This is a genomic window from Arthrobacter sp. 05L421 (assembly GCF_056397785.1).
Map to the genome: position 1 here is coordinate 300,482 of NZ_JBFTOC010000004.1, position 24,128 is coordinate 324,609.

The following is a 24,128-nucleotide window of genomic DNA, read 5'->3' on the forward strand; positions in this document are numbered from 1 at the left end:
CTGCCTCTACGTAGCTGTACTCAGTTGGACCCGAGCACCGAGTGGCCGAAAGCAAGTAGTCGGAATCCCGTCGCGCGTGTCCCTGACGGTAGGGTCCCGGAAACCGGAAATTCGCCCTGCCGCAGGCCCAGCCGGCAGCTTGTACGCTGGCGTCCGTCTGCTACCGTCCGCCGATGCCGGGAAGCTCTTCGCGGCCCTTGACGTTGAGCTTGGCGTAGCTGCGGTAGAGATGGCCTTCAACCGTGCGGACGGACACCTGGAGTTCGGCGGCAATCTGCCGGTCGGTGAGGCCGCGCACCGCCAGAGCCACAATGTCGCGTTCGCGGCGGGTCAGTATGCCGAGCGAGTCATCGCTCCTGGCCGCGTCCTCACCGGGGAGGTCGTCGGCCCGGTCCAGGCACCGCTTCCGCTGGGAGTTCGCCATGCGCTCTCTCAATGTGTCGCCCGCGGCCCGATAGGCGTGCGCCGCGGCGTCGTAGGCAAGGGCGGCAAAGGTCCACAGTTCCGCAGCTTCACAGGTTTTCGCGGCCTCAAGGTGGTCTGCGGGGCTGTCCGTGCTGATGGCTGCCGCGTAAGCGCAGATCGCGGCGGGCCTTGGGCCCTCAAGCCCGTCCCGGAGTTCGAGCAGTCTCGGCGCCGAGTCCGTATCCCCCAGTTCCAGGCAAAAGGCCAGTGCGTCGAGTTCGAGGCCGGGGGTGTCCATGTCCGGGTCCGGGTGTCCGAGCCGCTTCAGTTCCGCGATGGCGCCGGGGTAATTCCCGAGCCGGGCCTTTCCGTAGACCACGGCCATCTCGGCCAGCGAGTGCATGTACCGCGGCAAGGCCGCGGGGGCCGCCTCGTAGTCGGCGAGGAGGAGCTCCGCCTTCGCCTGGGCACCGACTTCGGCGGCCGCCGCGAAGGCCATGGCAGCCGTAAGGGCGAACAGTTGCTGGGGGTCGGTCAACCTCAGGGCTTCGAGCGCGGCGCTCAGGGTGTTCAGGGCCTGGGCAGCCTTGCCCTGGTAGAGCAGGATGATGCCGTGAGCCGCGTGGACTCCCCCGCCGAAGGAAATCAGGCTGGGCCCGGATCCGGCGACAAAGCTGGTCAGGAGCGTTTCTGCCCCGTGCCAGTCCCCGGAGTGGATGGCGGCGGCGGCGGAACGGACCACCAGGAAGTCGGTGAGGAAGTAGAGCTCATCGTGATCGGCTCCGGCGGCTTCGATGGCCCTGGACATCACGGCGAGGGCGCCCAGTCCCTTGCCGCCGGCGAGGAGCCGCTCCGCGTCGAGGCAGAGCCGGAACACTTTCTCGAGGGCATTGGCCGCAGGCAGGGTAGCACCACCCGCTTCCGCCGTGGCAGGGGCCGCGGCGTACTCGCCTGACAGTGCCAGGACCATGGCTTCCATGGTGGCCAGGCGCTCCTTTGTGGCGCGCATAATGGCTTCAGCGTCATCGGGCCGGGCCGCGGCGAGGCGTTCGGCGGCACGTTGGAGCACCTGTGCCCGTGTCATGATCTCCGCCGGCGTGTGGCCCAATGCCGTCATCACGGCGGCCCACAGGAGCGATCCCGCCAAGAGGCCGGGGATGCTGCTGCCCTTGCCGAAATCGGCGTCGAGGATGTCCCGCGCCGCCACATAGTCGGAGGCGTTGTAGCGCGTCCGTGCTATTACGGCACGGGCCGCCATCTGCAGTTCCGGATCCTTGACCAGGACGGCAGCCCTCCGGGCAAGCTCATCCTCGTAGAGCCGGCTGGCCAGCACGGCGGCCCGAAGGAGCTGCCGGTCCTCGACCTCCGCACCGCATTCGATCGACCAGCTCACGTGGCGCAGCAGTCCTTCGGCCGACGTCGGCTCGCTGTCCATCTTCCGCAGCAGGCTCTGCCGAAGTTGCAGGCTCCTCGCCGGCGAGATCAGGTTCCGCAAGGTGTCGCCGTACACGGTGTGCCACAGCCGCAGCTCTCCGGTTGCGCGGTCCGTCACGCGGATCAGTTCGCTGTCGATCAGCGATCCCACGGCCTCTTCGCCGGTCACAGACTCGATCAGGTCCCTGGCCACGGGTTCAGCCAGCGCCACCAGATTAAGGGCCTGCCGTTCTTCCGGCGAGCGCAGCAGCAGCTGGCGGCGCACGACGTCGGTGAGCCGTTCGCCGTGGCTGTTGAGGTGGCGGGTAAACAACCAGACACCGTTGCGCCGGAGCAGCGTCCCGTCGTTCCTGGCGTCGTCGAGGAGCCCGTTGAGGAGCATCGGGTTGCCGCCGGAGGCCTCCCAGAGGATCTCGGCGACGTTCGGCAGCACTTGCGAGCCGAGCTCGCCCTCCAGCATCTCTGTGGTCTGCGGGAGGGTGAGCGGGCGGAGGTCGTGCCGTTCGGCGATGCCTTCAAACCACAGCTGCAGGAGTGGTTCCGGCAGTCCTGGCCGGGCGGCCGCGCCCACAAGGAGTTTCGCCCAGCCGGCCGCAGCCAGTTCCGCCAGGATCCCGGCCGTCGCCTCGTCGAGGTCGTGGGCATCGTCGACGACGAGCAGCAGCGGCTTCTGGGTAGCGCGCTTCTGCTCCTCCAGGTGCGCCCACAGCGTCCTCAACACGGCCAGCTGCGATGTTGCTTCCTGGACCGGCAGTCCGACGATGAAGGGGCCAAGGACACCGTACGGCACCTTGGTCAGCGACGCGCTGCCGTGGATGGGCACCGGCGTCACCTCCGCGCCCAGCTCCGCCACGACGGCTTCGATGAGCCTGGATTTGCCCATTCCGCTGTCGCCGAGGACGAATACGGCCACATGGCTGCCGCCTTGAAGGGCCTCGACTGCCGACAACAAATCTTCCGACCTCCCGGTCAAGGCGCGGGTCGGCGCCGTGCCGGGGCCTCCCGCCGGGCCCCTAAATGAGTCCAAGCAGATCACTTCGCGAAGAAACGCCGAGCTTCGTGAACACCTGGTACAGGTGGCCCTCCACAGTTCTGACGGAAATGCCCACTTCCAGGGCGATGTCCTTGTTGGAGACCCCGTTCCCGGCAAGGGTGGCGATTTGCCGTTCCCGTTCCGTCAGCAGCGGGCCCTTGTTGCGGGGCATGACGGGCAGCGCCGGAACGGATTCCGAGAGGCTCTCGAGCATGCTGTACGCAGCGTTGGCACTGGCGGTCAGTCCGGCGCCCTTCGCGTAGTCGAACGCGAGTGCCGCGCACCTGGCCTGGACAGCGTCAAGTTCGAGGGCCGCGGCCTGCCCGGCCGCTTCGAGCATGATCGCCGCGTCTTTCTTCCGGCTGCCGACGGCGACGGTTCTGGACAGCTCGGCAAGCGGCCCCTGCCGCAGCCCGGCGATTTCCTCCATGAAAAGAAAATCCTTGACGGTTCCGTTGACCGTGGCTCCGAGCATGCAGATGCCGGCAAGCGTGTGGCGGCCCTTCCGGAAATGTGCCTCCGCCGAGCGCACCAGCCGGTCCTTGGCTTCGGGGTCACCGAGCCACCGCGAGGCCATGTCCAGGCAGAACTCCGCGGAAGTGGCGACGGTGAAGCGGGCCGGGCCGTCAGCCGAACGGGCCCGGTCCAGGTAGATGGTGGCCTGGACCGAGTTGCCGGTCTGCGCGTAGGCAAAAGCGGTGGCGGCGTAGGCCTGGCGCAGGGACTGCAGGCTCGCCCGAACCTCTAGTTGGGCGATCGCGGCCAGCAGCGGGTCCAGTGCCATGTATCCCCGGCCGGCATAAACGTAGGCGAGCCCGACGGCGAGGTCGGTTGCGGCGCTACCAGAATGCAGCCCGTGCCCTGCCCGGCCGCTCGCGTCCTTGAGCATGTCGATGGCTTGGCGCCACAGGCCGGAGATGAGCAGGACGTTGAAGGAGCGCCAGGCAAAGTTTTCGCGGATGCGCGGCACGTTGGACCACTCGCCCAGCTGTCCGCCGATCTCCCGCATGAGTTTGCGGGCATCGAGTTCGTGGCCGGTCAGGGACCAGGCCTCCATCAGGATGATGGCCGATCTGAGCCGGTGCACGGGATCGGCGCCCGGGACGTCGGTGGTGGCCGCGGTGGTGAGCCGCTCCATGACGGGCTCGAAATCCCCGATGAAGGAGAAGTAGTTGAACTCGCACAGATCCAGGCACAGCGCGGCCCGGGAAAGTGCCGCCGGGGTGGCGGGCGGCTCGCCCAGGCTCAGGTCCTGGAGCCGGACCCTGGCCTGCCGGAGCAGTTCGGGGACTTGGCCGGACCGGTCCTCCAGCCACGCCATGCAGTCGGCTTTCGCCGCAATGAATTCGGCGAAGTTCGCGGCCGCGAGGTCGGTGACCTGCCGTTCGGAGACATCGTCCAGCGCGGACATGGCCTGCAGTGGCAGCCCGAGCTGGAGGTAGGCGGCCGATTTCTGGAGCTGTCCCTCGGCCCACTCACGGTCCGAGGGAGACAGGCTGCCCGCGCATTTGAGGGCAAACTTCGGGTCGAAGAGCTTGACGGCGGCGCTGGCAGCCGCGACAGCGTGTGCGGGTGCGAGCTGGGCGTTGCAGTCGTGGGTCCACGCCGCGTAGGCCAGCAAATCCTCGACTGTCAGCTCGTCCAGTTCATGTTCCTGGTGCCCTGGGACCTTGTCCCGAAGCTCCAGGCGTCGCTCCACGCTCAGCCAGTTGCGGACAATGTCGCCGAGGTAGCGGTCGCCCAGGGTGACGAGGTGCCGGTCCATGCGGTCGACCACGATCTGGCCGGCCTCTTCCATGTCTGCGATAACTCCGGGGCTGTACATCCTGGCGAGCCGGGACAGTGGCAGCGTCCGGGCACATGAGAGGACGTCGATGACCTCCCGGGCCTCTGGCGATTCCCTGGCATACCTGGCCCGGACAATATCCTCCAGCGCCGTCCGGCCATCGAGCACGACTTCGTCGACTAGTGTCCACACGGATCCGGACAAGACGAGGTTTCCGCGTTCGATTTGTTCGGAGACGACGGCCTGCAGGAGCGTGGGGCTGCCGCCGACCAGCTGGTGCAGCTGGCTTGCCAGGGCCGTCGAGACCCGATGGCCCAGGGCTGACTGCAGGACCTCCAGCGTTTCGAGTTCGGTCAGGTTGGCGAGCCGGACCTCGGCAAGCTGGCCCGAGGTGATGAGCCAGTAGAAATCCGGCGGAAGGTCTGTGGTGCGCTGGGCCGTTGCGATCAGCCGGGCGGTCCGGGTCTGCAGCAGGTTTAGCAGGACCCCGGTACTGAGTTCGTCGAGGGACCCGGCGTTGTCGAGCAGGATCACGCACTGGCGGCCGGCGGCGTCGTCGCGGATCAGCGAGGTAATACCGTGCAGGATGGCGGTCGGCGAGCCTAGGGAGCTCTGCGGGAGCCGCGCAAGGGTAAAGGCGAGGCAACCGTACGGGGTTGCCGATCCAGGCCCCGAGCTGCGGAGCTGGATGGTGTACACCTCGGGGCCGAATCCCCCGAGGGCAGTCCGGCCGACCAGCGTCTTTCCGACACCCCGGTCGCCCGTGATGACAACGCCCATCCGGTCTTGCTCCAGCAGTTCCTTGCGGACACGCTCGGCATCAGCGTGCCGCGCCAAACCGGACCAGCCGTGTCTCGCGACCGGACCGGCAGCATGTTCTTCTTCGGCGGGTGCCAATGTAGTGGAAACATTCCCCCAGCCCAGCGAATCCCTCGACATGTAGTTTCCTTCGTACCGCTTTGCAGACAGCAACCCCAGACTGCCCACTTAGAAGTAGCGTATCCCTATCCCCCGACATGAGAGTAGACAGATCATAGCTGGAATGCGGAAAGCTTGGAAAGAAAACACGCAATGCGCAGGCAACTATTCCGTGCGGCACCTGCCGCGGGGCCGGACGGCTTCGCGGCAGGGCGCTTGGCCACGTTGAGTTTCGGGCCGTATTTACGTGGCCTTGGCCGGGTGGAACTTTTGCTGGGCGGCGAGCAGGCCGTCCCTGACCAGGACCTCGACGGCGTCGGCCGCCGAGTCGATGAGGAAGGGCAGTTCCTTTTTCTCCGGGGAGGAAAAATCGCGCAGGACGAAGTCCGCTGTCTCCATCCGACCGGGCGGACGCCCGACGCCCACGCGCACCCGCAGGTAGTCCTTGGTGGCCAGGGCCTTGGAGATGTCCCTGAGACCGTTGTGGCCGCCTTCGCCGCCGCCGATCTTGAGCCGCACGGTGTCGAAGGGGATGTCGATCTCGTCGTGGACGGCAATCACATGGGCGGGATCGATGCCGTAGAACTGGGCGAGGGCCGAGACCGGGCCACCGGAGACGTTCATATAGGACAGCGGCTTTGCCAGCACGATCCGGGGTCCGCCGATGCCCAGCCGCCCTTCCAGAACATGGGCACGGGACTTGTGCGATTTGAAGCCGCCGCCGACGCGCGAGGCGAGTTCGTCAAGGACCATCTGGCCGACGTTGTGCCGGTTGTGGCTGTACTCGGATCCGGGGTTGCCAAGGCCTACGATCAGCCAGGTGTCGGTCATGGATCAGTCCTTCGGTGGGACGCGGCAGGGTGGGGCGCCAGGTGGGACGCTCAGGCGGAGCCGGCTCCGGTGCCGCCTGCGGCGCGGGATACGACGACAATCAGAGACGACGAACATCAGAGACGACGGCGGCCGGGCCCCTGAGGGACCCGGCCGCCGCTAAATTCACCGGAATTACTCGGCTGCGGCCGAGGAACCTTCGGTGGTGTCGGCCGAAGCCTCTTCCTCGGAGACCTCGGTGGCCTCGGAGATGTGAACGACCAGAGCCTCGGCGTCGGCCAGCAGGACGGAGCCCTTCGGAAGGACGAGGTCGGAAGCGTGGATGTGCTCGCCGGCCGTGCGGCCCTCAATGCTGACCTCGATGGCGGTGGGCAGGTGGGTTGCCTCGGCCTCAAGGGAGACGGTGGTCATTTCCTGGTTGTACACGTTGCCCGGAGCCAGTTCACCGTTCAGGTGCACGGGGACGTCAACGGTGACCTTCTCGCCGGTGCGGACGGTCAGCAGGTCGAGGTGCTCGATGATCTGCTTGATCGGGTCGCGCTGGATGTCCTTGACGAGGGCCAGGTGCTGCTCGCCGTCGATGTCCAGGGTCAGCAGGGCGTTGGCCTTGCGGACGGCCAGGGTGGTGGCCTTCGCCGGCAGGGTGATGTGGATCGGCTCGGCGCCGTGGCCGTAGATGACGGCCGGGATCAGGTTGGCCATGCGGGCGCGGCGGGCGAAGCCCTTGCCGAATTCGGTGCGGACTTCTGCTGCGAGCTTCTGCTCAGACATGGATATCTCCTCGTGGGATTTCAAGCTGTGGGACTAACGGTGTTCAGCAAGGGCGGAGGTCTGTTTACGACCTTCAACGCCGGGCTGCCGTGCAGCTGCCCTTCAGAAGGAGATTCAGACCCAGTCGATAACGGAGACCAGCAATCCGGTTGACCGCGCATACAACTAATGCAAACGGCCTGCCGGCGCTCTCCCTCGCCAAGGTTTCGGTACAAGGCTACCAGCGGAGGACCCGGTTTCTGAAACCGGGCCCTCCGCAGGCCGGCTCAGGCCTGGCCGTCGAACAGGCTGGTGACGGAGCCGTCGTCGAACACTTCACGGATGGCGCGGGCGATCAGCGGCGCGATGGACAGCACGGTCAGCTGCGGGAAGCGCTTGTCCGGGGTGATCGGCAGGGTGTTGGTGACCACTACCTCGCGGGCGCCTGACTCGGACAGCCGGCGGGCCGCCGGATCGGAGAACACGGCGTGGGTCGCGGCGATGATGACATCCTTGGCGCCGGCATTCTTGAGCACCTGGACGGCGCCGGAGATGGTTCCGCCGGTATCGATCATGTCGTCGATCAGGACGCAGGTGCGGCCTTCGATCTGGCCAACGACCGTCTTGGAGACCGCCTGGTTGGGTACGGTGAGGTCCCGGCTCTTGTGCACGAAGGCCAGCGGCGCGCCGCCGAGGCGCTCGGCCCACTGCTCGGCGACGCGGACGCGGCCGGTGTCCGGCGAGACGACCGTGACCTTGTCCGAGCCGACCCGGGTGCGGATGTAGTCGGCCAGGAGCGGAATGGCCATGAGGTGGTCCACGGGTCCGTCGAAGAAGCCCTGGATCTGGGAAGTGTGCAGGTCGACGCTCATGATGCGGTCGGCGCCGGCGGTCTTGTACAGATCGGCGACGAGGCGTGCCGAGATCGGCTCGCGGCCGCGGCCCTTCTTGTCCTGGCGGGCGTAGGGGTAGAACGGGGACACGACCGTGATGCGCTTGGCGGAGGCCCGCTTGAGCGAATCGATCATGATCAACTGTTCCATGAGCCAGTTGTTCAACGGGGCCGGGTGGGCCTGGATCACGAAGGCGTCGGTGCCTCGGACGCTCTCGCCGGCACGCACGTAGATCTCGCCGTTGGCGAAGTCGTAGGCGTCCAGGGGCAGCAGTTCAGTGCCCAGCTCCTTCGCGATCTCCTTGGCCAGCTCAGGGTGCGCGCGCCCTGCGGCCAGCACCAGCTTCTTCTCGCCGTGTGCCGTAATTTCGCTCATTATTGCTAGCCCTCTTCTGTCGGTGCCGGAGTAGTGGAGGATGTTGGGGCGCCGCCCGCGGCGTCGGACTCAGCGAGGGCGGACTCGGCGCCGGCAGACTCGGCGAGGGCGGCGGAGACGGAACCGGGGCGGTTGGCCGTAACCCAGCCGTCGGAGTTCCGCTGCTTGGCCAAGGTGACGGCGAGGGCGCCCGCCGGGACGTCCTGGCGGATGATCGCGCCGGCACCGCTGTAGGCGCCGTCGCCCACGCGGACGGGAGCGACGAACACGGTGTTGGAACCGGTGCGCACACCAGAGCCAATCACCGTGCGGTGCTTCTTCTCGCCGTCGTAGTTGGCGGTGATGTTGCCGCAGCCGATGTTGGTGTCCTCGCCGATTTCCGCGTCTCCGGCATAGCCGAGGTGGGACAGCTTGGACCCGCGGCCGATGGTGACGTTCTTGGTTTCGTAGAACGCCCCGATCTTGCCGGTCTCGCCCAGGACGGTGCCGGGGCGCAGGTACGTGAAGGGGCCCACACTGGCGCGCGGACCGATCGTGGAGCCGGAGCCGTGGGTCCGGATCACCTTCGCGCCCGCACCCACTGTGACGTCGGTCAGTGTGGTGTCCGGGCCGACGACGGCGTCGCGCGCCACCGTGGTGGCACCGTGCAGCTGCGTGTTGGGCAGGAGGCGGACGTCCTCCTCAAGGCTCACGGTGGCGTCGATCCACGTGGTGGCGGGATCCACGACCGTCACGCCGGCGCGCATCCAGGCTTCGACGGTGCGCCGGTTGTGTTCGGCTCCGAGCGCCGAGAGCTGGACACGGTCGTTGGCGCCCTCCACCTGCCAGCGGTCTTCGGTGACGACGGCGGCGACGCGCCCGCCCGCGGCGCGGGCCAGGGCCAGGACATCGGTGAGGTATTTTTCGCCCTGGACGTTGTCCGTGGTGACGTGGACCAGCGCGTCGCGCAGCACGGCGGCGTCGAAGGCGTAGATGCCGGAGTTGACCTCACGGATTTCGCGTTCGGTGCTGGTGGCGTCCTTGTGTTCGCGGATCCCCATGACGGTCCCGTCCCCTGCGCGGAGGATGCGGCCGTAGCCGGTGGCGTCGTCCAGCACGGCGGTGAGAACAGTGACGGCGTTGCCCTCGGCCTCGTGAGTCGCGACGAGCTCGGCCAGGAGTTCGCCGGTGAGCAGGGGGACGTCGCCATAAGTGACAACGACTGTTCCGCTCAGCGGACCCCCGGCGCCTGGCGCATCGAGGGCTTCCAGTGCGGCTTCGACCGCGCGGCCAGTGCCCGGCACTTCGTCCTGGTCCACGATCAGGGCCTTCGGGTCAAGGGCCGTGACATGGGCGGCGACGAGGTCGCGTTCGTGCCGGACCACGAGGGCCAGTTCACGGGGGTGGATACTGCGGGCCGCCTGAAGCGCGTGGCCGACCAGGGAGCGGCCGCCGATCTCATGGAGAATTTTTGGGGTACGGGATTTCATCCGGGTACCGGCCCCTGCAGCTAGGACAATCACGGCGGCTGGGCCAGTGTTCTCGGGGCTCACGTATTGGCTCTCCTTGCTTGGTTGCGCAGTGTGTCTCGCCAGTTCCGCTCATAGGACTCGAACCTATACTCCACGGCTCCAAAGGCCGGGGTGCTGCCATTACACCAGAGCGGATCGTGCCGGCATGACCTGTGGCACGAGAACCAATTCTGCCACGAAGGTTGATGCTCGTGCGACTCAGGGCCGCGAAAAGGGCGGCGGGCCGCTGCGGCCGGACGGTAGCGGGCCGTGCGGCCGGACGGTAGGGCATGATGGTGCCGTGAGCAAGAGTGCAGGCGCATCCGGCGGGGCGGACGGCGGTAGCGCAGGCCCGCGCGTGCCCCTGGCCACGCTGTCCGGCCCCCGCATGACGGGCCTGCAGCCGCCGCACGCAGTTGATTGGGATGGCTTTTCGCACGCCGCGGCCTGGACGGCACCACCATCGAGGAAATCGCCGCCTCCGCGGGCGTCTCAAAACCGGTGGTCTAAGGGCCCTTCGGCTCGAAGGAAGGCTTGTATGCGCAGGTGGTGGAATGTGAGTTCCACATCCTGCTGGCCGCCATCAACGATGCCCTGGCCGAGGACGCCAAGCCACGCGTCCTGGTAGAACGGGCCGCAGTGGCGCTGCTGACCTACATCGAGGACCGGACTTACGGCTTCCGCGTCCTCATGCGCGACGCGCCGACGTCCCACCCGGAGGGGCTTTTTCCACCCTGCTCTCGCAGGTGGCGGCCCGGGTGGAGCACATCCTCGAGGACGAGCTCGCCCGCCGCGGCTTCAGCCCCGCCGACGGCGCCATGTACGCCCGGATGCTCGTGGGAATGGTTGCGACCACCGGCCGGTGGTGGCAGGACAGCCGTACGCCGGACAAACGCGAAGTCGCCGCGCACCTGGTGAACCTGGCATGGAACGGCCTGACCGGGCTGCAGCAGGATCCCGGGCCCCGCAGCCAGGACTGAGTCCCGGTGCGGGCGCGCTTTCTGCCGTGGGACATGTCCAGTATTGGTTCCGAGGAATGGCCATAAGGCTAATATGCCCATCCCTGGCCCGCGCCAAGGGACATGTCCTGGGGGTTTTCAGCCCTGCAAGGGACATGTCCAGTGTCGGCCCGCGCAGTGGGACATGTCCTGCGGGTTTTCAGCCCTGCAAGGGACATGCCCAGTCTCGGCCCGCGCAGTGGGACATGCCCTGCGGGTTTTCAGCCCTGCAAGGGACATGCCCAGTCTCGGCCCGCGCAGTGGGACATGCCCTGCGGGTTTTCAGCCCTGCAAGGGACATGCCCAGTGTTGGCCTGCGTTGAGGGACATGTCCGGCGGCCTATCCAGCCCTCCGAGGGACTTCCGGAATGGGGTGCCGAGCCCCTTGAGCGCTCGGCGGGACATGCCCAGTACCGGTTCCGAGGAATGGACATAAGGCGAATATGCCCATCCCTGGCCCACGCCGTGGGACATGTCCGGCGGGTTTTCAGCCCTGCAAGGGACATGTCCAGTGCTGGCCTGCGTTGAGGGACATGTCCTGCGCGTTTTCAGCGCTGCAAGGGACATGCCCAGTGTTGGCCTGCGCAGCGGGACTTGTCCGGCGGGGTTTCAGCCTGCAGGGGACATGTCCAGCCGTGCCTGAACACACTGGGCATGTCCCGCGCCCGCCCGGAGGCTACTCCCCCAGCACTTCCAGGGCCTCGAGCCATTCGAGTTCGAGGGCTTCGCGTTCGCCGGCGAGCTCCCCGAGTTTGGCGTTGAGCTCGGCGAGCTGGTCGAACTTGCTGGCATCCCCGGCCCCGGCGGTCATCTGAGCGTGGATCTTGTCTTCCTGCTGCTTGAGCTTGCCCAGCTGGCGGTCGATCCGGTTCTTGGCCTTGCGGGCGTCGCGCTTTTCGGCCTCGGACGGGCCTGCGACGGCCGGGGCGGAGCCGGCAGCAGAGGATGTGACGGGGTTCCCGCCGCCGGTGATCGTGGAGCCCGCGAGCGCGCCTTCGCGCAGTTCGAGGTACTGGTCGACGCCGCGCGGCAGGGCGCGGATCTTCCCGTCGCCCAGGAGCGCCATCTGGTGGTCCGTGACGCGCTCCAGCAGGTACCGGTCGTGGCTGACCACAACGAGGGTGCCGGGCCAGCCGTCAAGCACGTCCTCGACGGCGGCGAGCGTATCGGTGTCGAGGTCGTTGGTGGGCTCGTCAAGCATCAGCACGTTCGGCTCCCCCACGAGCAGGCGCAGGAGCTGCAGCCGGCGGCGTTCGCCACCGGAAAGGTCCCTGACCGGGGTCCACTGCTTCTCGTTGGTGAAGCCAAGCTGCTCCACGAGCTGGCCGGCGGTGAATTCCTTGCCGCCGACGTTGAAGGAGCGCTTTTCCCGCTCGATCACCTCGATCACCCGCAGGTCCGAGACGTCGTCGAGTTCCTTGACCTCCTGGGTGAGGACCGCGGTGACCACCGTCTTGCCGCGCTTGACCTTCCCGGAGCTCGGCTGGATCTCGCCGTTGAGGAGCTTCAGCAGGGTGGTCTTGCCGGCGCCGTTGACGCCCACGAGGCCCAGCCGCTCCCCCGGCGCAAGCCGCAGCGTGATGTTGTCGAAGAGCTTCTGCCCGGCGTCGCCGCCGAGGAAGTCCAGTGAGACGTTCTCGAGGTCCAGGACATCCTTGCCGAGCCGGGCCGTGGCCATCTTGCTCAGCGCCGTCGAGTCGCGCGGCTCGGGGACGTCGGCGATCAGGGCGTTGGCCGCCTCGATCCTGAACTTCGGTTTGGCGGTACGGGCCGGGGCACCGCGGCGGAGCCAGGCGAGCTCCTTCTTCACGAGCTGCTGGCGTTTGCTTTCCACCACGGAAGCGGAGCGGTCACGTTCGGCGCGGGCCAGCACATAGGCGGCGTAACCGCCGTCGAACGGGTCCATGATGCCGTCGTGGATTTCCCACGTCTTGGTGCAGACTTCGTCCAGGAACCAGCGGTCGTGGGTGACCACGAGGAAGGCGCCCTGGTTGGCCCGCCAGCGGGTCTTCAGGTGCCGGGACAGCCACGCGACGCCTTCGACGTCGAGGTGGTTGGTGGGCTCGTCGAGCATGATGACGTCGTGGTCCTCGATCAGCAGCTTGGCCAGCGCCACACGCCGCTTCTGCCCGCCGGAGAGCGCGTGGACGTTGGCGTGCCAGTCGACGTCGGACACGAGGCCGCCCATGACTTCGCGGATCTGGGGATTGCGGGCCCATTCATAGTCGGCCTGCTCCCCCACGATCGCGGCACCGACGGTGAGGTCGCCGTCGAGGACGTCGCTCTGGTCCAGGTAACCGATGTTAACCTCGCTGCGCTTGGTCACCCGGCCGGAGTCCGGGGTGGAGCGCATGGCCAGCAGCCGCATGAGGGTCGACTTGCCGTCGCCGTTGCGGCCCACCATCCCGATCCGGTCGCCCTCTTCAAGGCCGAGGGTGATGCCATCGAGGACGGTACGGGTTGCATACGAGACCGTGAGGTTCTCGCCGCCGAGCAGGTGTGCCACTGGGAACTGCTTTCTTAGGTGTATCGATTGGGTGGATCGGTGAAGCGATGCTGTTAAGCCATGATGCGGTGCGCCAAAAAGCTCCTAAAGGAGCGTATCGGAGATGATGCGGGCACCGTGCACCGGGCCGTGCACCGCCATGGCGTCGAAACTGTGGTGCCGGAGATCTTTGGCCAGCCCCTCGGCCGCCGCAGGGTTGTGTGCAAGGAACGCAACCGTGGGCCCGGAGCCGGAGACGATTCCGGCGATCGCCCCCAGGGATTCACCGAGGCCAAGGGTGTCCCGGAGGCCAGGGGCGAGTTCGATCGAGGCGCGCTGCAGGTCATTGACCAGGACACGGCTCAGGGCGTCGGCGTCGCCGCCGCGGAGGGCCTGGAGGATCATCGGGTCCACGGCGGTGGGTGCCTCGATCACTACGCCTTCGGTCACGCGCAGCCGGTCCAGGGCCCGGTAGACCTCCGGGGTGGGCAGGCCGAAGTCCGCCGTCACGAGTACCCAGTCGGTCTGGGCCTTGACGAGGGCGGGCGAGAGGTCGTCGCCCAAGCCGAGCCCCACGGCCGTGCCGCCGAGCAGCGCGAAGGGGACGTCGGCTCCGAGTTCCGCGGCCAGGTGGGCCAGTTCGTCGCGGGACAGGCCGCTGTTCCACAATGCGTCGCAGGCCAGCAAGGTGGCGGCGGCGTCGGCGGAACCGCCGCCCATGCCGCCGGCCACAGGCACCCGTTTCGTGATTTCCAGATGGACACCGGTGGAGTGTTCGGAGACGTCTGCCATGATGGCCGCCGCCTTGTAGGCCAGGTTGCGGTGATCGAGCGGAATGTCCAGGCCGTCAAAGGTGCTCGCGTTACTGATGCTGACGGTGATCTCACCGGTATCGGTGCTGGTGGCGGCAACTTCTTCGTAGAGTGAGACGGCCAGATAGACGCTGGCAACCGAGTGGTAGCCGTCCGGCCGCAACGGTCCGACGTCCAGTGAGACGTTGACCTTGCCTGGAGCCTTGACTCGAACAGTCCTCGCGGCAAAGCGCTCTCTCACTGCGTTCATGGCTCCACGCTATGGCATTGCGGCCCGGGCTCCAAGCACGGAACTGCGCCCGGGGGAAGCCATAAGGAGCTCACGACGACCTCAGGCGACCGGCTGCTCGTGCGCTTCGGCGATTCTGGCGAACGCCGCAATGTCGATCACTTCACCGCGGGCGGTGGGGTCGATGCCGGCGGCCCGCAGGCATCGTTCGGCCTCGGCGGCGCTGCCGGCCCAGCCGGCCAACGCGGCCCGGAGCGTCTTGCGGCGCTGCGCGAAGGCGGCGTCAATCACTGCGAAGACCTGCTCCCTGGTGGCAGTCGTGACGGGGGGCTCCCGGCGTGTGAACGCGACGAGTCCGGAATGGATTTTGGGCGCGGGCCAGAAGACGTTCATGCCGATCACGCCGGCCTTGCGCATGCTGCTGTACCAGGCGGCCTTGACCGAAGGCACGCCATAGGTCTTGGAACCGGGCCCTGCCGCGAGGCGGTCGGCGACTTCATCCTGGACCATGACCAGGCCGTGCTGCAGGCTCGGGAAGTGCTGCAGCAGGTGGAGCACCACCGGGACGGCGACGTTGTAGGGAAGGTTCGCCACAAGCGCTGTCGGCTCGACGGGAAGCTCGGTGACCCGCATGGCGTCGGCCAGGACGAGGTGGAAATTCCCGACGGCGTGCGGCCGCCACTGCCCCACCGTGGCCGGCAGGCGCCCGGCGAGGACCGGATCGATTTCGACGGCGACCACGCTCCGGGCGGCATCCAGTAGGCCTAGGGTCAGCGACCCGAGCCCGGGACCGACTTCCAGGACTGTCTCATCGGCTTGGATGTCAGCGGTGTTCACGATCCGCCGGATGGTGTTGCCGTCGATGACGAAGTTCTGGCCGAGGGTCTTCGTTGGCCGCACGCCGATTTCCTCGGCCAGCCGGCGGATATCGGAGGCACCCATGAGCGGTGCGGGCGCCGCTCCGGGGAGGCTTTCGGGGGCGGAGGGGCTCGGTTCAGTCACCTAGGTATCCTATCCCGGCGCGGGTACGCCGCAGGCCGGGTCCGGAGGGAATCCGGACCCGGCCTGTGCGGTCCCCTGGCTGTGGTCAGTAGCCGCGGAGTCGGGCGGTCAGTGGCCGGCTGTCAGCCGCCGGGCTGAGAACTGGCCTGGCCTGCTGGGCTGGCCAACTGGACTTGCGCGTGCTAGCTCGAGGCGGCCCAGCCGCAGCCCCAGGGCTGCAGGCCGCGCTGGGCGTAGATGCGGTTGGCGACGGCGATCTGCTGGGCCTTGCTGGCCGCTGCGGCGTTCGGGGCGTAGGCGCCGCCGCCGGAGCCGAGCCAGGTCCCAACGTCGAACTGCAGGCCGCCGTAGTAGCCGTTGCCGGAGTTGATGGACCAGTTGCCGCCGGACTCGCACTGGGCGATCTTGTCCCACATGCCCTGGTTCATCATGGCGGGGGCGGCTGCACCGGTGTTGGCGGCGGGCTCGGGCTTTTCCTTGGTGCCGACGGTCACCTTTTCAGTGACGGGCTGGGTGCTGACGGTCTCGGACACCAGGGTCCGGGAGGCTTCGCGGCCGTCCACGAGGACCAGCTTGAAGCTCTTGCTGGTGGTGCCGGCAACGCCGGCCTGGGTGACCTTCTTCTCACCCTTGAACATGTCCGCGCTCTCGGTGGTGAGTGTTTCGAAGGCGACGGGCTCGGTGGTTTTGGCCGTCTTGCTGACATCGACGCGGGAAACCTTGATCACCATGTCATTGACCACGGGAGCGTTCCCGGGCTGGGACACGCGGTCGCTGGTTCCGAGGGACAGCTTGGCGTCCTCAAGGACCTTGGCCACGGTGGCCGCCGTGGTGGTGGTCTTGGTTGCCTTGCCGTCGGCAACGACGCTCACGGATTTCGGCGTCGAGATGGAAACGAAGGAACCGGAGACGGCGAGCTGGGCGTCCTTGGGCACGGAGAGCTGCGAGGCGCTGGCCACGCCGAGTTCGGTCACGAGCCCTTCAACGGTGGGCGCGGTGGTGGAAATGGTCCGTTCGGCGCCGTCCAGGCTGACCTTGACGGCCTTGGCGAGGTTGACATTGATGACTGCCCCGTCCTGCACATGGGCGTCCAGCGAGGGCGACACCCTGTCGGATGGCTGCAGTTCAACCTTGGCACCCTTGACGACCTCCCCGACGGTTCCGCCGAAGGACTGGACGGAGCTGACTTTGCCATCCACGTTGAGTGTGATCGTCTTGTTATTGCCGACAAAGGCCACGAGGCCCAGCACCAGTGCCACCAGCACTACGAGTTGCGTGCCAACTTTGACGAAGCTGAACTTTCCATCCGATGTGAAGAACTTGACCACAATTGCCCGAATCTCTTGGACCTTCCGGGCACGGGGATAAGTACACGTGACCACCCTTCGTGAGCGCGCCAACGGCGGCTCCGGACATCGTCCGGAGCGTCACGGAACATGCGTGCACTGCCTCACCCAAAACGAGAGCGCACATGTGGTTCGTTTGCCACAATGCACGCCCTGCTGGAGTGAAATTGACCGTAGGCCTTCCCCGACCCCGGCTAATAGTTGACCACTGTAATCGAAGCGTTATAAAGGCGCCAAGAATTGGTGCATACCCGGTATCTATCCCGGACGGCTGAAGAGGATCGATTCAGTCCCAGGATCCGTACGCCCGCACGGTATTTGCGGCGATCTGGGCGCACAGCTCGGAAAGCTCCGAACCAGTCACATCGGCCATGGCCCGGACCGTATAGGGGACCATGTAGCTCGCGTTCGGTCGGCCGCGATGCGGGTGCGGGGTGAGGAAGGGCGCATCAGTCTCGACCAGGATCCGGCTCGGCTCCGCGATGGCCAGCGCTGAGCGCAGGTCCGCCGCGTTCTTGAATGTCACAGTTCCAGCAAAGGACATGTACCAGCCCTCCGCGTTGCAGGTCCGGGCGAGGGCCTCGTCGCCGGAGAAGCAGTGGAAGACGACGCGCTCCGGGGCCCCCTCTTCGCGCAATACCTGGACGACGTCGTCATGGGCGTCGCGGTCGTGGATTTGCAGCGTCAGCCCGAGCCGTTTGGCGATGTCGATATGGCGGCGGAATGAATAACGCTGGTGGGCCAGGCCCTCCCCCTCGGTCCGGAAGAAGTCGAGGCCGGTCTCACCGATTGCCCGGACCCTCGGATGGGCTGCCAGTGCCTCGATCTCGGCCAGGGCGTCCTCCAAGCCGCCGCGCCGGGCGTAGCCGGGCGCATCGTTGGGGTGAAGGGCAACGGCGCCAAGGAGCCGCGAATCAAGGTCAACGGCTTTGACCGTAAACCGGGAGGATTCGAGGTCGCAGCCCACTTGCACCGCACCCTGGACACCTACCGCTGCGGCGGCGTCGAGGGCATCCTTGACGCCCACCAAGAGCTCCGCGTCGGGAAAGTCCAGATGCGTGTGGTTGTCCATGACCGGCACGGGAAGCGGCTCCGGTGCGGGCGGATACCCGCTGCGTCCTGTACCGTCGTCTCCGGGCGGCCGGAACGGGACGGGTGTGAGGGGATTGAGCATTCATCCACCCTAACCGGCGCCGAGATTTCCCCGGAATTCTCTGTCAGGCCCGGCAGTTGTGTTAGTAGGCTGTTAGTACGCTGTTATTTCCCCGTTAGGAAACAGGCGAACGCCGCTGAGGGGTCCGGTGGCCGCTGGCGGTCAGTTCCGGGACCCACCAGGGCTGAAAGGCTGCCGATGGATTACCACCGCACTTCCCTAGACGACATCCTCCCCGAAGGACAGAGACTCCCGGGCCGCGCTGGCCTGGAACCAAACGGAGCCGGACACCGGTCCCCGGCGCCGGCCATGGACGCGGACGCCTTCCACTCAGCCAGCAACCGGATCCTGACGGCCATTAATACGGTCATCGACGGCAAGGCCGACGCTGCCAAGCTGGCACTCACCGTGCTTCTCGCCCAGGGCCACCTGCTCCTGGAAGACGTCCCCGGGGTGGGCAAGACGCTGCTGGCCAAGACCCTGGCCCGCACCATCGACTGCTCCGTCAGCCGCATCCAGTTCACGCCGGACCTGCTCCCGTCCGACGTCACGGGCGTGTCCATCTACAACCAGGCGACCCGGACCTTCGAGTTCCGGCACGGCGCGGTCTTCGCCAATATCGTCATCGGGGACGAAATCAACCGTGCCTCGGCCAAGACCCAGTCAGCCCTGCTGGAGTGCATGGAGGAGCACCAGGTCACGGTGGACGGCACGTCCTATCGGCTGGATGAGCCGTTCATGGTGGTAGCGACTCAGAACCCCATCGAGATGGAGGGCACTTACCCGCTGCCGGAAGCGCAGCGGGACCGTTTCATGGCCCGGATTTCCATGGGCTACCCGGACCGCGAGTCCGAGATGGAGATGCTCGAGACCCACCAGGCGTCCTCTCCGCTGGCCCGCGTGACGGCAGTGGTCACCGCGGCGGAAGTGGCCGCCATGATTGCCACGGTGCAGCAGGTCTACGTGTCACGGTCCATCAAGGAGTACACGGTGGCCCTGGGCCGGGCCACGCGTGAAAGCGGGCTTCTCCGGCTCGGCGCCAGCCCGCGGTCCATGCTGCAGCTCTTGCGCGCGGCGAAAGCTACAGCCGCGCTGGAGGGCCGCGACTTCGTGCTGCCGGACGACGTCGTCAGCGTAGCCGAAGCGGTCCTCGCCCACCGGATCATCCTCGACCGCAAGGCGGCCAGCGCGGGCGAGACGCCGCAATCCGTCATCCGGGCCATCATCGCCAAGATCCCCGTCACGCCGGAAGTGACGGCTTCACCCAACGGAACCGGCCCCGCTGGCCGGAAGAAGGCCTCGGCCATGGCGGCGGCGCCGGCACCCAAACTGCCGAACCCCCGCTAGGGAATGGGTCCGCCGTGGCGTTGAGGGATCGGTTGCCCGGGCACTTATTCAGCACCCGCGGCTGGGGCCTGCTGGGCGCGGGCGCGCTGTCCCTGCTGGCCGCGCAGATCATGGGGCGCCGGGATCTGCTCGCCCTGGCCGTACTGCTGCTGGTCCTGCCCGTGCTGGCCCTGGCCGGAACCCGCGTCCTGAAGCCGAGGTTCCAGGTCTACCGCGAATTCAGCCCGTCGCCGGTCGAAACGTCCGCGCGCACCACTGTGCGGCTGGCCGTCGCGCGGACCGGGCCAGGGACCGGCCACGCGATTATGGAGGAACACTTGCCGGCCCGGTTCGGCGAATCCCCCGTCTTCAGATTCCCGGCACGTGGGGCTGCCGCCGGCACCAGCCGCTATGAATACCACCTTCGCTCGCCCCGGCGGGGCCAGTTCCTCATTGGGCCCGTGACGGCGGAGTTCAGCGACCCCTTCGGGTTGTCCTTCCACCGCCACGCGATTGACGACGGCGACCTCCTCACCGTGACGCCCGCCGCCGTGGAGCTCCCCGAGACGGGCCTCGCAGGCGCCCGCGGACACGACGGCGTCACACCCACGCGGGCGCGGGCCAATCCCAGCGACGACGACGTTATGACCCGCGAATACCGCCATGGGGATCCGCTGCGCCGAGTGCACTGGGCCGCGACCGCCCGCCACGGGTCCCTCATGGTGCGGCAGGAGGAGTCCGTCACCACCCCCGAGGCGACCATCATCCTGGATCAGCGCCTCTCGGCTTATCCCCACGGCGTGTTTGGCCACAGCGCCCTGTCCCCGGGCGGCCACTCGAGCAGCGGGGACGGGGACGGCCATGATTTGCTGACCTGCGACGCCTTCGAGTGGGCTGTCACGGCGGCCATGTCGATCGGCGCGCACCTCGCGGAACGCAACTACTCGCTGCGGTTCCTGGACACCGCCGGTGCGCCCGCCTTCCGGAATTCACCGTCCGCTCCCGACCCGGACGCCGAGGCATACACCGGAACATCAGGACTGCAGTCCATCGCGGAAAGCCTGGCCGCCATCGAACTTTCCGGCCCGCACCACCCGCACCACCATGCCCAACAGCACCGGGATCGCGCCCCGCAGCCCCGCCCGCGGGAAGCTGCGGCGGGAGCCCCGCAGGTCTTCGACGACGCCCTGATGGACAAGCTTTCCGCCCACCGGCTGCGGGGACCGGTCCTGGCGATCCTGGGCAGCCTGTCCCCGGCGGAGGCCCGGGCGCTGTCTCCCGCGGCCGGGTTCGGCGCGAACGCCTTCGCGCTGCTGGTCGTGGACCAGGCACAGGATTCCGGTCCAATGCCCGAGGTACTGGAGGCGTTGCGGCTGGGCGGATGGCGGGCCGTGGCGGTAACTGCGCGGAGCCCGCTGCCGGACGCATGGGCAGCTTTTGACCAGGCCGACCCTGCGATGTCCGCCGCGGCCGACGTCCGCCGCGGCGTGGGGGGCCGGCCATGACACTCGCACCGCACCGCAGCTCCGGATCTGGAACCGGCACGGCTGGCAAGGAAGAACCGACAGTCTGGTCCCCCGGCGCGGCGCCCCGGCCGGATGGACCCGGCGCCCAGCCCTGGGTGATGGGGACCGCCGTCGCGGTGGCAGTGGCAGGCGCGGCCCTCGGCTTCAACGGCGTCCTGCGCGGATGGGCCTGGTACTCCCCGGTCTTCAGCACCGTTCTCTCCGTCGCGTTCTCCATGGCAATGCTCCGGTCGTTGCGGGCCAGGACATGGCTGGTCGCTGCCGGCGGCCTGGTGGCGCTCGTCGTGGCCCTGACCTTCATTTTCTTCCGGCAGCACAGCATTGCCGGGTTCCTCCCGTCCCCGGAGACCATGAACTACCTGGGAAAGTTCCTCCGGCGGGCCAGCGAAACCGTCCTTGCCGAGAGCACCCCGGTGGCCCCCAACGCCGGAATCGTGATGCTGATCTGCGCGGTCCTCGGACTGCTGGTGATCCTCATCGATGCCCTGGCGTTCCCGCTGGCACTGCCGGCCACAAGCGGGCTGGGGATCCTGGCAATCCTCGTGGTGCCGGCGATGGTCAAGCCGCAAAGCGTGGGAGTGCTGGGGTTCGTGGGCGCCGCCGTCGGGTATCTGCTGATTCTCGGGTGCAGCCATTGGTTCACCCCTGATGCCCGCACCCTGGCCGACACCGCCCGGAACCCCGGGCAGCTCCGGCGCGGAGCCATCACAGCCGCCGCGGCGCTGACCGTCACGCTGCTGTTGCAGCCTGTCATCCCGGGATTCGAGCAGGGCACGTTCCCGCAGGGCTCACGGCTGAACCCTTTCGGCGGCGCCACCGGCCTGAACCCGATGATCAGCCTGGGCAACAGCCTGCGCAGCCCCTCGGGCGAGGGCCGGATCACCTTCGCCACGAACTCGCCGACGACGCCATACCTGCGTTCGGTGACGGTGGACAGCTTCGACGGCGATTCCTGGGCACCTGATGACCGGGAGTCCACCCGGCAACCCGGGACCGGCAGGATCGAGTCCGGGCTTGATAGGGCCCCGACAGAGCTCCGCGTGATCACGGCCGTCAACACCGGCCAGTACACGAGCCCGTACCTGCCCGCGCCGTATGCACCCGAAGCCGTCAACGGCCTCACCGGGCGCTGGAGCTGGGATCCTGCCACGCTCAGCATCAAGGGGGTCGACACCAACTCCCGCGACCAGCAGTACGTGGTCATGTCCGTTACTCCGCAGGTCACGGCAGCGCTGCTGGCGGGGGCCTCCGAGCCGGTGCGCGGGGTCCCGGAGCAGTTCCTGCGGCAGCCGTCGAACGTTCCGGAGGTTGTGAGCAGCACGGCCAAGACCGTGACGGCCGGAGCCGCCTCGCCGTATGCGAAAGCCATGGCGATCCAGCGGTACCTGCGCTCCACCGAGTTCAGCTACTCCCTGCAGTCCCCCGTGCAGGGCGGCTACGACGGCAACGGGCTGTCCGTGCTGGCGGACTTCCTGAGCCAGAAGAGCGGCTATTGCATTCATTTCGCCTCTGCCATGGCCGTGATGGCCAGGTTGGAGGGCATTCCCAGCAGGATCGCCGTGGGCTACGCGCCCGGCCGCCCCACCGGGGCCACGGTGGCTGTCTCGGGACAGGGTCCGCTTCCGGAGTTCGAAGTCGATGCCCGCGACGCCCATGCCTGGCCGGAACTCTACTTCCAGGGCGTCGGCTGGGTCGCATTTGAGCCGACGCCGTCCCGCGGCCTCGTTCCGGCCTACGCCACGGATGCCTCCCTGCCCAGCGGCGCCAGCACCAACGAACGCAACGACGCCCTGACCCCCGGGAACCGTTCCCCGCAAGCACCGGTCCCGGCCCCCGGCACGGTTCCGCTGCCCGGAACCGGGACGCCGGCGCCCGTGGACCCGCAGGCGGCACAGACACTGTACGGCATTGGTGCGGTGCTGCTGCTGGCGCTGCTGGTGGCTTCCCCTCGGCTGGTGCGCGGCGGGGTGCGGCGCCGCAGGCTGAGGAGCGCGGCGCGCGGCTATCCCGGCGCCACAGCCGGACCGGCTCTGCCGGCCTGGGCGGAACTGCGGGACCTGGCCACGGACTACGGCGTGGCCCCAGGAGCGAGCGAGACGCCGCGGCATTTCTCGCAGCGGTTGCGCGCCTCGGCGGCGTTGGGCGAACCCGGCGGCACGGATGCCCCGGGGCAGCGGGCAGCGGCCGCCCTGACCGAGGACTTTGAACGTCAGCAGTACGGCCGCCCGGGGGGCGCCGCCGGACCGGCGCAGACCGCAGAGTCCGCAGACTCCGAGGATCTTGCCAACTCTGCCGCCGCCAGGATCGCCCTGGTGCAGGCTTCGCTGCGGGCCAACGCGAGGCCGCTGGTCCGGCTGCGCGCGGACTGGCTGCCACCGTCGGTCATGTCCGGCTGGCGGAGGGCCCTCCCGGCGCCGCGCCGGATCCTCTCCCGGACAGCACAACGCACCCGGCGGGGACTCGCGGAATCCTGGGGGAAGATCCGCAACTCCGTCCGCCGGGTGCGCCGGGGCTAGGTCGTGTGGCTAGGTTCTGCGGTTAGCCGGCGTAGGGGTCGGCGATGCCGATGTACTGGGTGTAGAGGTATTCCTCAATGCCCTCGAGCCCGCCTTCGCGGCCCAGGCCGGACTGCTTGACGCCGCCGAACGGGGCGGCAGCGTTGGAGACCACGCCGGCGTTCAGGCCCAGCATGCCGGTCTCGAGCCGTTCACCCATCCGGATCCCCCGGTTCAGGTCCCGCGTGAAGACGTAGGCCACCAGCCCGTATTCGGTGTTGTTCGCGAGCCGGACGGCCTCGTCCTCGGTGCCGAAAGTGATGATCGGGGCGACGGGACCGAAGATTTCCTCGGACAGGATCCGGGTGCCCTCGGTGACGCCGGTGAGGATGGTGGGCTGGTAGAAGTAACCCGGGCCCTCCACGGCGGAACCGCCGGTCACCGCGACCGCGCCGGCCGCGACAGCGTCGGTGACGAGCTCGTGGACCTTGTCCCGGCTCTTGGCATCAATCAGCGGGCCGATCTTGGACTCGGCCTCGGTGCCCCGTGCGGTGGTCATGCCCGCCATCTTCGCGGCGAACTTCTCCGCGAACTCCTGGGCGACGGATTCGTGCACGATGAACCGGTTCGCCGCGGTGCAGGCCTCGCCCATGTTCCGCAGCTTCGCCAGCATCGCCCCGGCGACGGCGGTATCGACGTCGGCGTCCTCGAACACCACGAACGGGGCGTTCCCGCCGAGTTCCATCGAGGTCCGCAGCACGGTCTCGGAGGCATCCGAGAGCAGCCGGCGGCCGACCTCGGTGGAACCGGTGAAGGACAGCTTCCGCAGCCGGGAGTCCTT

Annotated in this window: 15 protein-coding genes, 1 tRNA gene and 1 pseudogene; 4 read left to right on the forward strand and 13 right to left on the reverse strand. The window is 67.8% G+C overall.

What is annotated here, in order from left to right; translation table 11 throughout:
* Positions 1-160: 160 nt before the first annotated feature.
* The 7 genes from AC1DKQ_RS07995 to AC1DKQ_RS08025 form a co-directional block, all read right to left on the reverse strand.
* Entirely contained in the window at positions 161-2,875 is a 2,715-nt protein-coding gene (locus AC1DKQ_RS07995) for a helix-turn-helix transcriptional regulator (protein WP_476918637.1), read from the reverse strand.
* Positions 2,853-5,597 (reverse strand): helix-turn-helix transcriptional regulator, encoded by a 2,745-nt coding sequence (locus tag AC1DKQ_RS08000; RefSeq protein WP_476918638.1) that lies wholly within the window; start codon positions 5,595-5,597, stop codon positions 2,853-2,855. The genes AC1DKQ_RS07995 and AC1DKQ_RS08000 overlap by 23 nt, the downstream gene beginning before the upstream one ends.
* 222 nt (positions 5,598-5,819) lie before the next feature.
* On the reverse strand, positions 5,820-6,407 hold the full coding sequence (pth, locus tag AC1DKQ_RS08005) for an aminoacyl-tRNA hydrolase (protein WP_476918639.1): 588 nt from the start codon (positions 6,405-6,407) through the stop codon (positions 5,820-5,822).
* Positions 6,408-6,581: 174 nt separating this feature from the next.
* Positions 6,582-7,178: a 50S ribosomal protein L25/general stress protein Ctc gene (locus AC1DKQ_RS08010; protein ID WP_476883702.1), complete on the reverse strand. Its 597-nt coding sequence runs from the start codon at positions 7,176-7,178 to the stop codon at positions 6,582-6,584.
* A 266-nt stretch (positions 7,179-7,444) separates the two neighbouring features.
* A complete protein-coding gene (locus AC1DKQ_RS08015; protein WP_026537748.1) occupies positions 7,445-8,425 on the reverse strand; it encodes a ribose-phosphate diphosphokinase in 981 nt (326 codons plus the stop codon).
* Positions 8,426-8,430: 5 nt separating this feature from the next.
* Positions 8,431-9,957 (reverse strand): bifunctional UDP-N-acetylglucosamine diphosphorylase/glucosamine-1-phosphate N-acetyltransferase GlmU, encoded by a 1,527-nt coding sequence (gene glmU / locus AC1DKQ_RS08020; RefSeq protein WP_476918640.1) that lies wholly within the window; start codon positions 9,955-9,957, stop codon positions 8,431-8,433.
* Positions 9,958-9,999: 42 nt separating this feature from the next.
* Positions 10,000-10,071 (reverse strand) — tRNA-Gln (locus tag AC1DKQ_RS08025).
* Positions 10,072-10,335: 264 nt separating this feature from the next.
* On the opposite strand from AC1DKQ_RS08025, the pseudogene AC1DKQ_RS08030 reads away from it, so the two are divergent.
* Positions 10,336-10,895 (forward strand): annotated as a pseudogene (locus tag AC1DKQ_RS08030) (TetR/AcrR family transcriptional regulator).
* A 694-nt stretch (positions 10,896-11,589) separates the two neighbouring features.
* Here AC1DKQ_RS08030 and AC1DKQ_RS08035 read toward each other — a convergent pair.
* From AC1DKQ_RS08035 to AC1DKQ_RS08055, 5 genes are all read right to left on the reverse strand, one after another.
* Positions 11,590-13,419, reverse strand: a complete 1,830-nt coding sequence (locus AC1DKQ_RS08035) for an ABC-F family ATP-binding cassette domain-containing protein (protein ID WP_476883704.1) — start codon at positions 13,417-13,419, stop codon at positions 11,590-11,592.
* Between the two features lie 84 nt (positions 13,420-13,503).
* On the reverse strand, positions 13,504-14,460 hold the full coding sequence (locus tag AC1DKQ_RS08040; RefSeq protein WP_476883705.1) for a 4-(cytidine 5'-diphospho)-2-C-methyl-D-erythritol kinase: 957 nt from the start codon (positions 14,458-14,460) through the stop codon (positions 13,504-13,506).
* Between the two features lie 81 nt (positions 14,461-14,541).
* Positions 14,542-15,381 carry a 16S rRNA (adenine(1518)-N(6)/adenine(1519)-N(6))-dimethyltransferase RsmA gene (rsmA, locus tag AC1DKQ_RS08045; protein WP_476918653.1) on the reverse strand — a complete coding sequence of 280 codons (840 nt, stop codon included), beginning with the start codon at positions 15,379-15,381 and terminating at the stop codon, positions 14,542-14,544.
* A gap of 242 nt (positions 15,382-15,623) precedes the next feature.
* A complete protein-coding gene (locus AC1DKQ_RS08050) occupies positions 15,624-16,769 on the reverse strand; it encodes a ubiquitin-like domain-containing protein (RefSeq protein WP_476883706.1) in 1,146 nt (381 codons plus the stop codon).
* Positions 16,770-17,073: 304 nt separating this feature from the next.
* Positions 17,074-17,961, reverse strand: a complete 888-nt coding sequence (locus tag AC1DKQ_RS08055; RefSeq protein WP_476918641.1) for a TatD family hydrolase — start codon at positions 17,959-17,961, stop codon at positions 17,074-17,076.
* A 177-nt stretch (positions 17,962-18,138) separates the two neighbouring features.
* On the opposite strand from AC1DKQ_RS08055, the gene AC1DKQ_RS08060 reads away from it, so the two are divergent.
* Genes AC1DKQ_RS08060 through AC1DKQ_RS08070 form a run of 3 tightly spaced genes read left to right on the forward strand, consistent with a single transcriptional unit; the run spans position 18,139 to position 23,308 of the window.
* On the forward strand, positions 18,139-19,287 hold the full coding sequence (locus tag AC1DKQ_RS08060; RefSeq protein WP_476918642.1) for an AAA family ATPase: 1,149 nt from the start codon (positions 18,139-18,141) through the stop codon (positions 19,285-19,287).
* A 14-nt stretch (positions 19,288-19,301) separates the two neighbouring features.
* Positions 19,302-20,771, forward strand: a complete 1,470-nt coding sequence (locus AC1DKQ_RS08065) for a DUF58 domain-containing protein (RefSeq protein WP_476918643.1) — start codon at positions 19,302-19,304, stop codon at positions 20,769-20,771.
* Positions 20,768-23,308: a transglutaminase TgpA family protein gene (locus tag AC1DKQ_RS08070; protein WP_476918644.1), complete on the forward strand. Its 2,541-nt coding sequence runs from the start codon at positions 20,768-20,770 to the stop codon at positions 23,306-23,308. The genes AC1DKQ_RS08065 and AC1DKQ_RS08070 overlap by 4 nt, the downstream gene beginning before the upstream one ends.
* 22 nt (positions 23,309-23,330) lie before the next feature.
* Here the strand turns inward: AC1DKQ_RS08070 and AC1DKQ_RS08075 are convergent.
* A partial coding sequence (locus AC1DKQ_RS08075; protein WP_476918645.1) for an aldehyde dehydrogenase family protein occupies positions 23,331-24,128 on the reverse strand: 798 nt, incomplete at its 5' end.